This window comes from Leisingera sp. NJS204 (genome assembly GCF_004123675.1).
GTDB lineage: Bacteria > Pseudomonadota > Alphaproteobacteria > Rhodobacterales > Rhodobacteraceae > Leisingera.
In genome coordinates, this window is record NZ_CP035417.1 from 457,495 (window position 1) to 470,770 (window position 13,276).

The window sequence follows — 13,276 nt, forward strand, 5'->3', positions numbered from 1 at the left end:
CGTTTGTTTGGGGCGCGCGGTCAGGCCCAGGGGTCGAGGATGATCTTGGGCGCCGCCACCGCACCGCTGCGCAGGTCGCGGAAGGCAGCAGCGCCGTCTGACAGCGGCCGCGTTTCGGGCCAGTCCAGCGGACCAAGGCGGCTGTCAAAGATCGCTTGCGCGGTTTCGCGGAAGTCCTGAGCGGTATAGGTGTAGGTGCCGATGAAGGTGATCTCCTGCAGGGTCATACGGCGGATATCCAGGCCGCCGGTGTCCTCGCCCAAGCCGACATGGGCAATCACCCCGCCGGGCGCAGCAGCGGCTGAGGCGGCGGTGCGGGTGGCGGCATAGCCGACGGCGTCCACCACCAGCGGCACCATGCCCTGAAACTCCGCCACTGCCTGCTGGCCGCAGCGGTCCGTTAGAAAGGCCCTGCGCCCTGTGTTGGGTTCCTGGATCGTCACATCCTCCACCCCCATCGCCCTGAGCGCCAGTGCCGCCGCCAGCCCGATGGCACCGCCGCCGATCACCAGCGCGCGGCGTTCGGTGTCCGGATGCAGCGCCTCCAGCGCCAGCCGGGCGGCGTGCCAGCTGACCGCCAGCGGCTCGGCCAGCGCGGCCTTTGCAAGCGGCACATCGTCCGGCACGGTCACCAGGTTGCGCTCCGGCATGGCCACAAACTGGGCAAAGGCGCCCTCGCGCGGGGGCATCGAAATGATTTGGCGGCTGGCGCAGAGGTTCTCGCGCCCCGATACGCATGCGGTGCAGCTGCCGCAGGTGACCAGCGGGTTGATGGTGACGCGGCGGCCCTTCTGCGGCCCGTCCTCGATCACGCCAGCGGCTTCATGCCCTAGGATCAGCGGTGCGGGTCGGCGGCTGTCATGGCCCAGATAGGCGTGCATGTCCGAACCGCAGATGCCGGAGGCGCGGATGCGGACCAGATGTTCGCCTGCCCGGCCCGCCGCCATGGGCACGTCGCGGACCACCAGCGTCTCAACCCCTTCATAAACCAAGGCTTTCATTTCGCGGTGAACCCCCCGTCAACCATCAGGATTTGCCCGGTTACATAGGCCGAGGCCTCGGAGCACAGGAACAGCAGCGGCCCGTCGAGATCCTCCAGCCGGCCGTTGCGGCCGATGCAGGTTTGCGCGGCATTGCGGGCGGCGCGGGTGTCATCTTCGAACACCGCCTGGGTCAGCTCGGTCGGGAAAAACCCCGGCCCGATTGCGTTGGCGGTGATGCCATGGGGCGACCAGGCCTCTGCCATGGCGCGGGTCAGCTGGCCGATCCCGCCCTTGCTGGCGCCATAGGCGATGCCGCCGGGAAAGGCGCGGGTGGTCTGGAGCGAGGCAAAGTTGGCGATCCGCCCCCAGCCCTGCTTTTTCATCGCAGGCACCAGCGCCTGGCTGAGGAAGAAGGGCGCCGACAGGTTCAAGGCCAGAGTCTGATCCCACCCCTCTGCCGTCACTGCATCTGCGGGTTGCCGCGTGTTGACGCCGGCTGCGTGGATCAGGATGTCCGGCGCGCCGAAGGGGGCCGTGACGGTGTCCCGCAGCGCCTCCAGCGCGCTGCGGTCCGCCACATCCGCGACCGCATAAGCCGCAGCCGGGCCGATCTCGGCACAGAGGCTTTCCAGCGCCTCCGCCCGGCGGGCCACTGCGACCACCTGCGCCCCGGCGGCGGCCAGCGCGATGGCCGCCCGACGTCCCAGGCCAGAACTGGCGCCGGTGATGCAGGCGGTCCGGCCTGTCAGATCGAACAGGGCGCGCGGGTCAGCCATTGGCGGTCAGGTCAAAGGTTTCGTCCGGGAAATACTTGGCCAGCCGCACGTCGGCGGCGCGGGCGTGGCCCTCCATCCCTTCCAGCCGGGCAATCCGCGCCGTGGCCTCGGCCACCGGTTTGGAGCCTTCGCGGGTGGCGCGCTGCCAAGTGACGATCTTCATGTATTTGTGGACCGACAGCCCGCCGGTATAGCTGGCCGCGCGTGAGGTCGGCAGCACGTGGTTGGTTCCCGCTGCCTTGTCGCCGTAAGAGACCGTGGTCTCCTCCCCCAGGAACAGCGAGCCGTAGCAGGTGAGCTGCTGCAGCCACCAGTCCAGATCCGCGGCTTGCACGGTCAAATGCTCCGGCGCGTATTCGTCGGAACAGGCCGCCATGTCCTCGCGGTCCGCACACAGGATCACCTCGGCATAGTCGCGCCAGGCGGCGGTGGCGTTTTCGCGGTTCACCTCCGGCAGGTCGTCGATATAGCCGGGCACCAGCCGCATCACCTCTTCCGCCAGCTTGCGGTCGTCGGTCACCAGCCAGACTGGCGAGTTGTAGCCATGCTCTGCCTGGCTGACGAGATCGGTGGCGACGATATGGGCGTCTGCGGTGCCGTCGGCCAGGATCAGGCTGTCGGTGGGGCCTGCGATCATGTCGATGCCGACACGGCCGAACAGGATGCGCTTGGCCTCGGCCACAAACTGGTTGCCGGGGCCGACCAGGATGTTGGCCTTGGGCAGGCCAAAGAGACCGAATGTCATGGCCGCAACCCCCTGCACGCCGCCCATCGCCATGATCTGGTCCGCGCCGCAGATATGGGCGGCATAGACGATGGCGGGGGCCACGCCCACACCGGGACGCGGCGGCGAGCAGGCGGCGATGTGCTTGCAGCCGGCCACTTTGGCGGTGGTCACCGTCATGATGGCGCTGGCGATATGGCTGTAGCGCCCGCCGGGCACATAACAGCCCGCCGCATCCACAGGGATCACCTTTTGCCCGGTGATGAAGCCGGGAGAGATTTCGGTTTCCACATTTTGCATCGTGCTTTTCTGCAGCTCCGCAAAGCGGCGCACATTGTCATGGGCGAACCGGATGTCGGCCTTCAGCTTCTCCGGCACTTGCGCACAGGCGGCCTCGATCTCCTCTTCCGTCAGCAGCACATTGCCTTCGTACCGGTCGAATTTGGCGGCATATTCCAGCGCCTTGGCGTCGCCGCCGGCTTCGATGTCGTCCAGGATGCCCTGCACGGTCTTATGGGTCTCGGAGGCATCCGACTTGGGGGTCAGGTCGGCCTTCTTGAGATATTCTCGGGTCATTTCCAGGGAGTCCTATTTGAAGATATCAGGAAGCAGCGTGGTCGAGATCGGCGGGATGTAGGCGATCAGCAGCACCACGATCAGCATGGTCAGAACAAAGGGGATGGCGCGGGCGGCGATCTTGAGGATGGACTCGCCGGTGATGCCGGAGACAACGAACAAGTTCAGGCCCAGCGGCGGGGTGATGAAGCCCACCCCCAAGGCGGTGATCATCATGATGCAGAACTGGATTTCGTTCATGCCGATGTTGTCGGCCAATGGCTTCAGGATTGGTGCCAGGATCACGATGTTGGGGGTCGTCTCCATCACGCAGCCAGCGGCGATCAGGATGCAGATCATCAGCAGGATCAGCACTGAGGGATCATCGGTCAGCCCGGTCACCGCGGTCACGAACCCCTGCGGCACGCCCATGATGGCCAGTGCCTCTGCCAGCGGGGCGGAGAATGCGATGATCGGCAGGATCACCCCGTTCACCTTGGCAGAGCTGACCAGCATTGCCGGGAAGTCCGACAGTTTCAGGGTGCCGAGCAGGAAGCCCATCAGGATGGTGACGACCACGGCGGTGGCGCCGGCCTCGGTCGGGGTCAGGCGGCCGGAGAAGATGCCGTAGAAGATGATCCCCGGCACGATGAAGGCATACCAGCCGGATTTCAGCGCATGGCCCAGGTTGCCCAGCCACTCGACCAGCCCCATGTTGCCGCCGGTCTCATAGGTATAAAGCCGGTTCATGATGATGTTGGTGATCAGGATCGACACCAGGATCGCGATGCCCGGGATCAGCGCCGCCAGAAACAGGGTGGAGGCGGAAATACCCAGCACCAGGCCGATGATGATATAGGCGATGGAGGGCGGGATCAGGATGCCGGTGCAGGCGCCCGCCGCCACCAAGGCGCAGGCATAGGGGCGCGGATAGCCGCTTTCGACCAGCCGGGCGATGGTCATCCGCCCGACTGCCGCCGCACCCGCGGCGTCAGAGCCGGAGATTGCTGCAAACATGCCGCAGACCAGCACCGTCGCCGAGCCGAAGCCGCCCCGCGTCCAGCAGGTCAGCGCCTCGGCCACGTCCAGAAATTTCTTGCTGAGCCCGGTGCGCACCAGCACGTCGCCGGTCAGGATGAACAGCGGAACCGCCGTCAGGGCAAAGGCGTCGATGCCGGTGAACAGGCTTTCGCCGATGGCGCTGAGCGGCAAATCTCCCGACATCACCAGCATGGTGATAGCCGCCGTGCCGATGGCGGCCCAGACCGGCACCGCCAGCGCAATCAGCGCCACGAACATGATCACCGGCAGGTAGAAGTCCCAGCCCAGTTCGACCGTTTGGTTGAGTGAATTCCACAGCATCGCGTAAGGCCCCTCAATCAAACAGCTTGTCGCCTTCAAAGACGGGGGTGCCGTCGCGAAGGCTGCGGTAGTCGCGCAGGAAGGATTGCAGCAGTCGCCAGACCATCAGGGTGAACCCCGCGGGCACCGCCATCAGGAACCAGACCATGGAGACCCGCAGCCCGTGGCTGACTGATCCGAACTTGGCCGAGACCAGCACCGTCTCAAACGACCAGTAGAGCGCCACCAGGGCCACGATGAACATTACCAGATCGCCGAAGATGTAGAGCAGCGCCTTGGGCCGGGGTCCGAGGTAGTGCATCAGAACATCAATGCGGATATGGGCGCGTTCCTTGACCGCTGCCGCGGCGCCGATCCAGGCCAGGTAGATAAAGGAATAGCGGACGATTTCCTCGCCCCAGATCGAAGAATAGGCAAACAGCTCGCGCCGGATCACCTCGATCGCCATGGTGATGACCAGCAGCACATAGAAGGTCAGCAGCAGCCAGCGCTCTGCGTTCTTGTCTATCGTTCGCAGGATCTTCATCGCTATTCCCGGGGTTCAGGCACACCCCCGCAGCCAGCCGGCAGGCTGCTGCAGAAGCGGCGATTTCGAAAGCGGGCGACCGCCGGTCTCCGGCGTGCGCCCCTGCAGCGCTCAGGCGTCGTGGACGTAGTATTTGCCCTGGGTGCCTGCGGCCTCTTCCAGCTTGGCGAAATTGTCCATCGACCCGGCAAGTTCGGTCTTGAAGGCATCCCACTCGCTGCGCTGATAGCCGCCGGCGTCCTTCCACTCTGCCAGCTGGTCATCGCTCAGCGCATGGAATTCGACGCCTGCCTTGGCCAGTTCCGCCATTGCATAGGCGCGGGCGGAGGGCACCTTGGACAGGTTCTGATGCGCGGTCATTTCTGAACCCCACATCACACCGTCCTGCACGTCCGCAGGCAGCGCGTTGAACCACTCCAGATTGCAGGAATAGACTTGGCTGTCCGGCACCGCCTGGGTAAAGGTCACATGGCTGAGAATGTCCTTGAAGCCAAAGACATAAAGCGCTCCGACGGACGGATCGAGCGCATCCGCCACCCCCTGTTTGATGGCTGAGGGAGTCTCGCCCCAGGCCACCGGCGTCGGGTTGGCGCCGACCATGCGGTAATACTGCTGCAGCATCTTTGATCCCGGCACCCGAAATTTCACGCCCGCCATGTCGCCCGGCGACATTACCGCGTTGCCGCCTTTGCGCACCGCGACCACGCGGGGGTCGATGTTGACATAAAACAGCGCCTTGAAGCCGTTTGCCTCCACCTTGGGATGGACCTCGGTATTCCAGAAACCGGAGTTCACCAGATTGGTGAACCGCTGGTTGGAGCCGCAAAGATAGGGCATGTTGATCAGGTCAACGGTGGAGGCAAAGGGCGCGAAGTTCGACAGCGAATGCTGCGCGGCCTGGATTGTGCCGCCTTGAACCTTCTGCACCAGCGCGCCGCCCGCACCAAGCTGGCCGCCAGGGGCGAGCTTGACGTAGATCTTGCCGTTGGTGGCGTTCTGGATGTTCTCTTTCAGATCCAGCTGCATGATCGGATAGCTGCGCGAGGCGCCCAGCACGTATGCGGTCGCCAAGGTCATGATGTGCTCGGCCGCGCGCTCGCGCTCCTTCTCTTCTTTGGCAGTCTGGGCGGCCGCCTCGGACGACCAAAGCATACCGCCTGCACCCGCCACCAGCGCTGCGGTGAAAGAGCCGGCTGAGGCCAGTTTCAGAAAATTGCGGCGCTCAGCAGATTTGAGGCCATCCTTGCCATTCGTCATTGTCTTCCTCCCTTGGAAATCCGTCAGCTGCCGTTCTTGTTCTTGTGGTCAGCCTCGCGCTTGAGGATCGCGGCAACGAACAGGACCGACGCCGCAAACAGAACCAGCATCTCTCCGACATCGCTCAGGAAACCGCCGCTGCCAAACGCGCCCAGGGCGACATTGGCAAAGAACACGGTAAAGACGGCTGCAGCAGCAAAGAGAAACATCAGCAGATCCCGATTTTTGATCCCAACACCATTTGTAAGCGCTTACATCAATAATGCAAGCGCTTACATGGGTGGATGGCATCGGCGGCATTTTGTGATAAGACAGGGGCAATGGAATGGCAGGCGTGACATGGGAAAAACCCGCTCAGCTCCGACACTTAACGATGTTGCACGGGAGGCCGGGGTTTCGACCGCGACGGTGTCGCGCTGCCTGAACTCGCCGGAACGGGTGATTGAGCCGACCCGCCAGCGGGTCCTGCAAGCTGTCGAATCACTGGGCTACACGCCGAATTTCGCGGCCCGGGTGATGGCGGCCAAGCGCAGCTTCACCATCGGGGCGATCATTCCAACCATGGACAACGCGATCTTTGCCCGCGGCCTGCAGGCCTTTCAGGATGAGCTGCGGGAGCGCGGCTATACGCTGCTGGTCTCCAGTTCCGCCTATGATCCCGAAGTGGAGCGTGAACAAATCCGTACCCTTGTTGCGCGCGGTGCTGACGGTCTGCTGCTGATCGGGCACGCGCGCGATGCGGAAATCTACGAGTATCTGGATCGCCATCAGGTTCCCTCGCTGGTTGCTTGGTCCTATGATCCGGCGGCGCAGCGGCCGTCTGTCGGATTCAGAAACGCAGATGCCATGTGCGAACTGGCGCGCAGCGTGATTTCAGTCGGCCACCGGCGGATTGCGATGATCTCCGGCATGACGCAGGGCAACGACCGGGCGCAAGGCCGGGTGGAAGGCGTCAGGCAGGCGATGGAGGCGAGCGGACTTGACACCGGCAGTTTGACGCTGATCGAGACCGCTTACGAAATTGACAAGGGAGCGGAGGCCTTTGGGCGGCTGATGGCCTTAACTCCGTGCCCGACAGTTGTAATGTGCGGTAACGACGTGCTGGCGGCTGGTGCTCTGCGTGAGGCGCACAGATTAGGAATTCAGGTGCCGGAGCAGGTTTCGGTGACAGGGTTCGATGACATCGAATTGGCGGAGATCGTCAGCCCAGCCCTGACGACTGTTCATGTTCCTCACCGTGAAATGGGACGAAAGGCAGCGTGTGAACTGACAGCAATTGTGGAAGGTAAAACGGAAGGCCGGTCGATCTGCATTAATACCAGAGTTGTTACCCGTCACTCATTGGCAAAGCCGCCTTATCAGTCATAGGGAAGATAGTTGCTGCTGTTGTTGGTGCATCTTGCGGATTTGGAAGCCTTTTCCTCTTGAGCGTGAAAGGCCGCTCGTTTCCAGTTCGAAACGGTTGACCACACGGATACCGCAAACTTACACTTTGCCCCGCTTCTCGGCTGCAGAGGCAGGCCCCAGCGAATGGGCAGATTGAAAACCGCGCTTCAGTTTGGCTTTCAAGGACCGCTATGGCGACACCGGATTGCATCGCATCAATAGGTTGCCGCAGCAGCGAGCAAATGCGGCGTCAGCAATAGCTGCGCAAGCAAAAGGCGGCTTTATCCTTGTGTGGATGGCGCCTGCTTTGCAAGGAAAAAATGCGTTGACTGCGCGGTTGGTGAGTACAGTCCTGTGCCCGGCCTTTGATCGCGGCGTCGATACTTGCCGCTGGCCTTGATGGGTTCCATAAATCTGCTCCCAATCAGCGACGCGAACCTGTGAGTTCAGGACAAAGCACGGGATTTCAGGTTTTCGGATGACCGCACATGCCATCCGCTGCCCGGCAGGCGATTTGCGCAGCAAATCTGCCGAGAGGGGGCATTCGTCTTGCAATTCGGTTTTGTTTGGCTTGGAGTTCGCCCCTGTTTCCGGACAGTTTGATTATTGACCCTATGCGGCAATTCTCCAAGTCATGGTTTCGTATGCTTGCGCGGGTGTTTGGCAGCCGATGGCGGAATGACGCTGTTGGCGATTTTAGAAGACCTCTATGTATTCGAAGATCGCAGCCTTTGCCTGGGCACGCGTTTTGAAGCGCTCCCGGTGAACCAGTTCCTTTTTCAGGGACGCAAAGAAACTCTCCATCGGTGCGTTCTGCGCCTTCAAATGGTCCCCCAGACCATTTGATCCGCTGGCGCGGACCAGCTTGAACTCCAGGCATTCTCCGGTGCGGCTCATGGATTGCGTGATGCGTGCCGCCCTAAGCAACTTGCGGTATTCTCCGCCTGCATATTGCACGCCGCGGTCGCCATGGCGGATGAGCCCTGGTACCGGGCCACGGCGCCCAAGGGCCATGTTCAAGGCATCACAGCACAGTTCCGATCGCAGATGATCGTCCATGGCCCAGCCCACGATTTCACGCGTGGCATTCGACCATTGTTCTCGAACCAATGGCGAACAAGGTCTCATTCCTTGATGGCAGCCACGTAGAGCCAGCCTTCAGCGGTGTCGGCATAAGTGATGTCAGCGAGCCGAACACGGTTCGGAACGGTGCAATCGAACTGTTGCTCCAACAGATTTGGTGAGGGTTTGAGGCTGTGATTGCTGTCTGTGGTGCGCCGCTTTCGACGCTTGTACAGGCACGGTGAGACATTGTTTTCACGCATTATTCTGGCCACGCGCCGCTCCGAAACGTCCTCGCCATCGGCTTTCAGATCCTGGTGGCCCCGCTTTGCCCCATATCGTTTTTTGCTTTGAGTAAACGCCGCTTTGATCTTTGGCAGCAACGCGGCGTCCCGGGTGTCCCGCAGCTTTTGCCGCTGATCCCGGGCAGGTTGCGGCTGGACAAAGCCGTAAAACCAGCTGCGCGCAACGCCAGCAATGCGACAGAGCTGAGCGATCGGCTAAACAGTCTTGCGGGCAGCGACAAATGCATGTTTCGCGTTCATGTCTTCGCTGTCCTTGAGGCGAAAAAAGCGGAAGCCTTGTGGAGGATCCCATTTTCCAGCTTCAAACGTTTGTTTTCCTTCCGCAGACGATCCAGTTCCGCTGCATCCGCCTGCTGCCTGCGCAGCGCCGCCATTGATCCTGCCGCTTCGGCCTCCAAGTGCCAGGTCTTCAGCTGGGAACTCGTCACACCCAGTTCCCTGGCCACGCCACATTGTGTGGCACCAGGCTTATAAAGCCGGCCAACAGCTGCGGCTTTGAATTCATCTGTGAACGTTCGTCTCGATTGTCCCATTCCATGCTCCTTCCGTGGACAGGGGTAAATTACCACGGTGTCCGGGAACAGGGACGAAGTTCACACTGCCGACTTGCGGCGATGCGGCGGCAGGGTTGCAGCGAAACTTCACCAGGACGCTTCTGCCAGACGACGCCAGGCAGCCGAGGCTGTGTGAAAACTCCGGATGCTGTATGCTTTTCGGCAAAGACCGGAGGCAGGCATGTCGGGATATATCGAGGGTACGGACCGCAGTCAGGTGACACTTTTTCCGGCCCGGCTGGAAGACTGGACAAACGAGGATAATCCGGTCCGCGTGATTGACCTCTTCGTGGACGAGATTAATCTTGGGGAGATTGGTTTCCTGCGGACGGCGCCGGCGCAGACAGGACGGCCCGGCTATCACCCATCGGTCCTGCTGAAGCTGTTCATCTATGGCTATCTGAACCGCGTCCCTTCGAGCCGTGCCCTGGAGCGGGAGGCTGGGCGCAATGTCGAGGTGATGTAGCTGACGGGTCGGCTTGTCCCGGACCACAAGACGATCGCCAACTTTCGGCGCGAGTTCGAAGGACCAGGAATTGATCCGGGGGATCAATTTCCCTGAGAACGGCCCGGCGATCCGGCGGACCTGCGCGGAGTTCGTGGAACTCTGCAGCCGGATCGGGGTGCCGAAGGGGGATTGTGTTGCCATCCATGGCTCCAAGTTCAAGGCGGTGAATAATCGCGACAAGAACTTCACCAAAGGCAAGATCGCCAGCCGCACCGCCCATCTGGTCGCAAGCATCGAGAGCGCTACCTTGAAGAAATGGTCCGGATCGACCGTCAGGAAGAGGGCGAGGCCCGGGCCGGGAAGATCGCCAACCTGGCGCAACGCTGCGAGCGCATCCGGCAGGAGATCGAGCGCTTGGCGGACATGGGCGAGGCGCTCAGGGAGAGCCAGGACAGGCAGATATCCCTGACTGATCCGGATGCCCGCTCCATGGCCACCAGCGCCAAAGGCGGCGGTTTTGCGGGCTGCAACGCCCAATCCGCAGTGGATACCGAGACCCATCTGATTGTCGCGCATGACGTGATCAATGCCGGGCATGACCGTGAACAGCTGTCGCCGATGGCGAAGGCGGCGAAGGCCGCTCTCGGACACGGCGAAATGAGCGCGGTCGCTGACAAGGGCTATTTCAGCGGCCGGGAAGTTCTGGCCTGTCACGAGGATGGCATCACCACAACCCTCCCCCGGCCCGAGACTTCGGGCAACAGCAAGAAGGGCATGTATGTGAAGGCCGGCTTTGCCTATGACGCGGATACGGATATCTACCGATGCCCGGCAGGTGAGATGACATACCGCTGCACGACCGAAGAAGGCGGCCTGGGGTACGGCGATACTGGACCAACGTCTGTCAGGCCTGCCCTGTCAGAGCGCGCTGCACGACCGGCAGGGAACGTCGTATCACCCGATGGGAACGCGAGCATCCGGCCGACGAGATGCGTGGCCGTTTGAGCCGCGACCCGGCCTTGATGGGCCTCCGCCGCTCAACCGTCAAGCACCCGTTCGGCACAATCAAGAACTGGATGGGAGCGGCGCACTTCCGGATGCGGCGGCTGAAGAACGTCCGCACCGAGATGGCCTTCCATGTCCTCGCCTATAACATCAAACGGATGATCGACCTGATCGGGGTACGTGGGCTTCTGACAGCCAAACCGGCCTGATGGGTGTCGCTCAGCTCAAATCGTACCGCAAAAAAAACGCCACAAGAGCGCGGATTCAGCCCTCTACGGCGTATAAGGCGCTAAAGTGACCCGAAATCCGGCTGCCTCCACAAAATCGACTGAAACATCCTCATCGTCGAGAAACCAAGCGAGTTTCCACACACCCTCAGCCCGTAAACGGACATGCGAATGAGGCACTCGGTGCTGGATGCTGCGGGTGCGAGGCTTGCTAGCCAATGCATCAATTGCGGACATTCATCCAGGCACGGGCTAGGGCATTACCTTCGAAGGTTCGCTCTCGGCCCGAGAATTGCCAAGGGCCTACCTTCGCACGCCTTCCAGCACCCGCGCGCTCACTTCCTCATCCTCGTCGCCAGAGCCGTGCAGGACACTGACATCACCGGTCGGCTCAAGGATGACCGCATGAACGCGGCGCAGATCGAATGCGTTCGCCTCCCGCAGTTTTCCGAACAGATCAGCTTCTGTCATACGCGTATCGCGGAGGTTCTGATGCAGAATCTCGCCGTTTTCCATGACGAGCACTGGATCGTTCTCAATACTCTTGCGGACCTTCGGAGACGCCGTCCGAACGAAGGAGATCAGGCTCTGCACGGCGAACAGCGCAACAAGCGCCCCAACCCCGAGAAACAAATTTTCCTTTGGCGAGATTATTGAACTGGCAATGACTGATCCGCAGGCAACCGTGACCGCAAAATCATAGCTGGACATCTTCGAGAAGGATCTCAGGCCGTTCAGCCGGGTGAGTGCGACAACCGTGGCGACACAAACGGCCGCGCGGAAAAGTATCTCTAAGAGATCGTACAGCATAATCTGTCCTTTCGCCTAATGAGCGCCGCAATCGAAATCGGCGCCGCATCCTGGCAATGGCGTTACCCTTTGAGCTTTCGCCCGCGCCTGATAAAGAGCCTGGCAAGCACAAAAACAAATGCGAAGGCTATGAGCCCGAGATAGCGTTCATAAATGCCATCAATTTCGTCAGGCAGGAAAAAGAAGACCGGTGCAGAGATCGCCCAGACGATTGAAATCCCGACAAGCACCTGACCATAGTAGCGCCCCGCTCGGGCGGCCCCTTGGGACATCAACCAGGGAATGATCGCCATGAGCAGACCCAGCGCGTAGACAAGATAGATATGGATCACCACGCCGTCACTGTCATTGTCGCCATATTCATTCCGTGCCCCGACAAGAAAGACGATGAGCCCCAGCAGGGCGAGGCCGATGATCCCGCAACTCCAGCCCCATCCGCCCATGTGAACATGCGCAGCCAGCAGCGCAACGGAAATAAGAGAGCCCGAGAAAGCGTATATGCCGATATCGACAATGAACTCGTATTTGCCTGCGCCCAGGTCGCTGATCGTATCAGCAATCCAATCGTGATCAGGGACAATAAAGTCAGCCGCAATGATGGCGGCGGAAAACACAATACAGCCAATAATCGCATACCAACCAAGCACTATCATCAGCGTGGGGGCATTCTCTAACTTCGGAGATTTTGTCTCGTCATTCATGTCGGATCACCGCCTGATCGCGCCAGGGTAACAACTCCTGAGAAGTGAAACTCAGTAAGAAAGGTCAAAGGGGCTCGCGACAGCCCCTTCGCTTGATATGCCGTTATAAGGGCCGGATCAGTCCCACCAGCCTTCATCCACCGATTCCATCTCTTCGAGCTGCTCTTCGGTTTTGCGGGTTACGATGACATAGCTCTTGTCATCCACCGGCGTGAGCCGAATGTCTTCAACGGGGATCAGCACGTGCTTGTCGCCAATGTCGAGAAAGCCGCCGACTTCGGCCACAATACCAATCATCTTGCCACCGCGATCAAGGATCACATCTTCGATTTCGCCGATGTCATTCCAGTCCGGGCCGACACCATCAGCTTCCCAGTTTCCCCAAGTATCTTCGTCCATGGGACCATTCAGCGTGTAGATATCACCACCGGTGATGTCGCGTGTCCGGATCAGGTTTTCGGTATCCATCAGGGTTTCCGCAACGGCCGGCGCCGCGGCCATGCCAGCGATAAGGGCAATAGAGGCAAGGCGAGACATGTGATGTTCCTTTTCTGTTTGCTTCACAGACTGAACATTCTGAAGATGACTTTTGTTC

The 13,276-nt window shown here is 61.0% G+C and carries 14 protein-coding genes and 1 pseudogene; 2 read left to right on the forward strand and 13 right to left on the reverse strand.

Annotated elements, in window-relative coordinates:
• Positions 1-20: 20 nt before the first annotated feature.
• The 7 genes from ETW24_RS02315 to ETW24_RS02345 form a co-directional block, all read right to left on the reverse strand.
• A complete protein-coding gene (locus tag ETW24_RS02315) occupies positions 21-1,001 on the reverse strand; it encodes an alcohol dehydrogenase catalytic domain-containing protein (RefSeq protein WP_129369582.1) in 981 nt (326 codons plus the stop codon).
• The gene (locus ETW24_RS02320; protein WP_129369583.1) at positions 998-1,759 is read right to left on the reverse strand and encodes an SDR family NAD(P)-dependent oxidoreductase; all 762 of its coding nucleotides are present in this window, start codon (positions 1,757-1,759) and stop codon (positions 998-1,000) included. Before ETW24_RS02320 ends, ETW24_RS02315 begins: the two co-directional genes overlap by 4 nt.
• Positions 1,752-3,059, reverse strand: a complete 1,308-nt coding sequence (gene hisD / locus ETW24_RS02325) for a histidinol dehydrogenase (protein WP_129369584.1) — start codon at positions 3,057-3,059, stop codon at positions 1,752-1,754. Before hisD ends, ETW24_RS02320 begins: the two co-directional genes overlap by 8 nt.
• A gap of 12 nt (positions 3,060-3,071) precedes the next feature.
• Positions 3,072-4,400, reverse strand: a complete 1,329-nt coding sequence (locus ETW24_RS02330; protein ID WP_129369585.1) for a TRAP transporter large permease — start codon at positions 4,398-4,400, stop codon at positions 3,072-3,074.
• A gap of 13 nt (positions 4,401-4,413) precedes the next feature.
• Positions 4,414-4,926, reverse strand: a complete 513-nt coding sequence (locus ETW24_RS02335) for a TRAP transporter small permease (RefSeq protein WP_129369586.1) — start codon at positions 4,924-4,926, stop codon at positions 4,414-4,416.
• Between the two features lie 111 nt (positions 4,927-5,037).
• Positions 5,038-6,183, reverse strand: a complete 1,146-nt coding sequence (locus tag ETW24_RS02340) for a TRAP transporter substrate-binding protein (RefSeq protein ID WP_129369587.1) — start codon at positions 6,181-6,183, stop codon at positions 5,038-5,040.
• 23 nt (positions 6,184-6,206) lie between these two features.
• Positions 6,207-6,392 (reverse strand): hypothetical protein, encoded by a 186-nt coding sequence (locus ETW24_RS02345; protein WP_129369588.1) that lies wholly within the window; start codon positions 6,390-6,392, stop codon positions 6,207-6,209.
• 130 nt (positions 6,393-6,522) lie between these two features.
• Between ETW24_RS02345 and ETW24_RS02350 the strand changes: the two genes are divergently transcribed.
• On the forward strand, positions 6,523-7,551 hold the full coding sequence (locus ETW24_RS02350; RefSeq protein ID WP_129372815.1) for a LacI family DNA-binding transcriptional regulator: 1,029 nt from the start codon (positions 6,523-6,525) through the stop codon (positions 7,549-7,551).
• Between the two features lie 714 nt (positions 7,552-8,265).
• Here ETW24_RS02350 and ETW24_RS02360 read toward each other — a convergent pair.
• From ETW24_RS02360 to ETW24_RS02370, 3 genes are all read right to left on the reverse strand, one after another.
• Positions 8,266-8,628: an IS3 family transposase gene (locus ETW24_RS02360; protein ID WP_164982670.1), complete on the reverse strand. Its 363-nt coding sequence runs from the start codon at positions 8,626-8,628 to the stop codon at positions 8,266-8,268.
• A 65-nt stretch (positions 8,629-8,693) separates the two neighbouring features.
• On the reverse strand, positions 8,694-9,014 hold the full coding sequence (locus tag ETW24_RS02365; RefSeq protein ID WP_254695681.1) for an IS3 family transposase: 321 nt from the start codon (positions 9,012-9,014) through the stop codon (positions 8,694-8,696).
• 158 nt (positions 9,015-9,172) lie between these two features.
• Positions 9,173-9,469, reverse strand: a complete 297-nt coding sequence (locus ETW24_RS02370) for a transposase (protein WP_129369591.1) — start codon at positions 9,467-9,469, stop codon at positions 9,173-9,175.
• A 202-nt stretch (positions 9,470-9,671) separates the two neighbouring features.
• Here ETW24_RS02370 and ETW24_RS02375 point away from each other — a divergent pair.
• Positions 9,672-11,152: pseudogene (locus ETW24_RS02375) on the forward strand (IS1182 family transposase).
• 321 nt (positions 11,153-11,473) lie between these two features.
• Here the strand turns inward: ETW24_RS02375 and ETW24_RS02380 are convergent.
• The 3 genes from ETW24_RS02380 to ETW24_RS02390 all read right to left on the reverse strand — a co-directional run bounded on the left by ETW24_RS02380 (position 11,474) and on the right by ETW24_RS02390 (position 13,218).
• Positions 11,474-11,980, reverse strand: a complete 507-nt coding sequence (locus tag ETW24_RS02380) for a DUF421 domain-containing protein (protein WP_129369592.1) — start codon at positions 11,978-11,980, stop codon at positions 11,474-11,476.
• A 62-nt stretch (positions 11,981-12,042) separates the two neighbouring features.
• Entirely contained in the window at positions 12,043-12,681 is a 639-nt protein-coding gene (locus ETW24_RS02385; protein WP_254695682.1) for a DUF998 domain-containing protein, read from the reverse strand.
• Positions 12,682-12,798: 117 nt separating this feature from the next.
• Positions 12,799-13,218 (reverse strand): PRC-barrel domain-containing protein, encoded by a 420-nt coding sequence (locus ETW24_RS02390; protein ID WP_129369593.1) that lies wholly within the window; start codon positions 13,216-13,218, stop codon positions 12,799-12,801.
• Positions 13,219-13,276 lie beyond the last annotated feature (58 nt).

Excerpts from the sequence above, each read along its gene's own strand:
- ETW24_RS02315 (WP_129369582.1), bottom strand. The coding sequence starts at position 1,001 with ATGAAAGCCTTGGTTTATGAAGGGGTTGAGACGCTGGTGGTCCGCGAC.
- ETW24_RS02320 (WP_129369583.1), bottom strand. The coding sequence starts at position 1,759 with ATGGCTGACCCGCGCGCCCTGTTCGATCTGACAGGCCGGACCGCCTGC.
- hisD (WP_129369584.1), bottom strand. The coding sequence starts at position 3,059 with ATGACCCGAGAATATCTCAAGAAGGCCGACCTGACCCCCAAGTCGGAT.
- ETW24_RS02330 (WP_129369585.1), bottom strand. The coding sequence starts at position 4,400 with ATGCTGTGGAATTCACTCAACCAAACGGTCGAACTGGGCTGGGACTTC.
- ETW24_RS02335 (WP_129369586.1), bottom strand. The coding sequence starts at position 4,926 with ATGAAGATCCTGCGAACGATAGACAAGAACGCAGAGCGCTGGCTGCTG.
- ETW24_RS02340 (WP_129369587.1), bottom strand. The coding sequence starts at position 6,183 with ATGACGAATGGCAAGGATGGCCTCAAATCTGCTGAGCGCCGCAATTTT.
- ETW24_RS02345 (WP_129369588.1), bottom strand. The coding sequence starts at position 6,392 with ATGTTTCTCTTTGCTGCTGCAGCCGTCTTTACCGTGTTCTTTGCCAAT.
- ETW24_RS02350 (WP_129372815.1), top strand. The coding sequence starts at position 6,523 with ATGGGAAAAACCCGCTCAGCTCCGACACTTAACGATGTTGCACGGGAG.
- ETW24_RS02360 (WP_164982670.1), bottom strand. The coding sequence starts at position 8,628 with ATGGACGATCATCTGCGATCGGAACTGTGCTGTGATGCCTTGAACATG.
- ETW24_RS02370 (WP_129369591.1), bottom strand. The coding sequence starts at position 9,469 with ATGGGACAATCGAGACGAACGTTCACAGATGAATTCAAAGCCGCAGCT.
- ETW24_RS02380 (WP_129369592.1), bottom strand. The coding sequence starts at position 11,980 with ATGCTGTACGATCTCTTAGAGATACTTTTCCGCGCGGCCGTTTGTGTC.
- ETW24_RS02385 (WP_254695682.1), bottom strand. The coding sequence starts at position 12,681 with ATGAATGACGAGACAAAATCTCCGAAGTTAGAGAATGCCCCCACGCTG.
- ETW24_RS02390 (WP_129369593.1), bottom strand. The coding sequence starts at position 13,218 with ATGTCTCGCCTTGCCTCTATTGCCCTTATCGCTGGCATGGCCGCGGCG.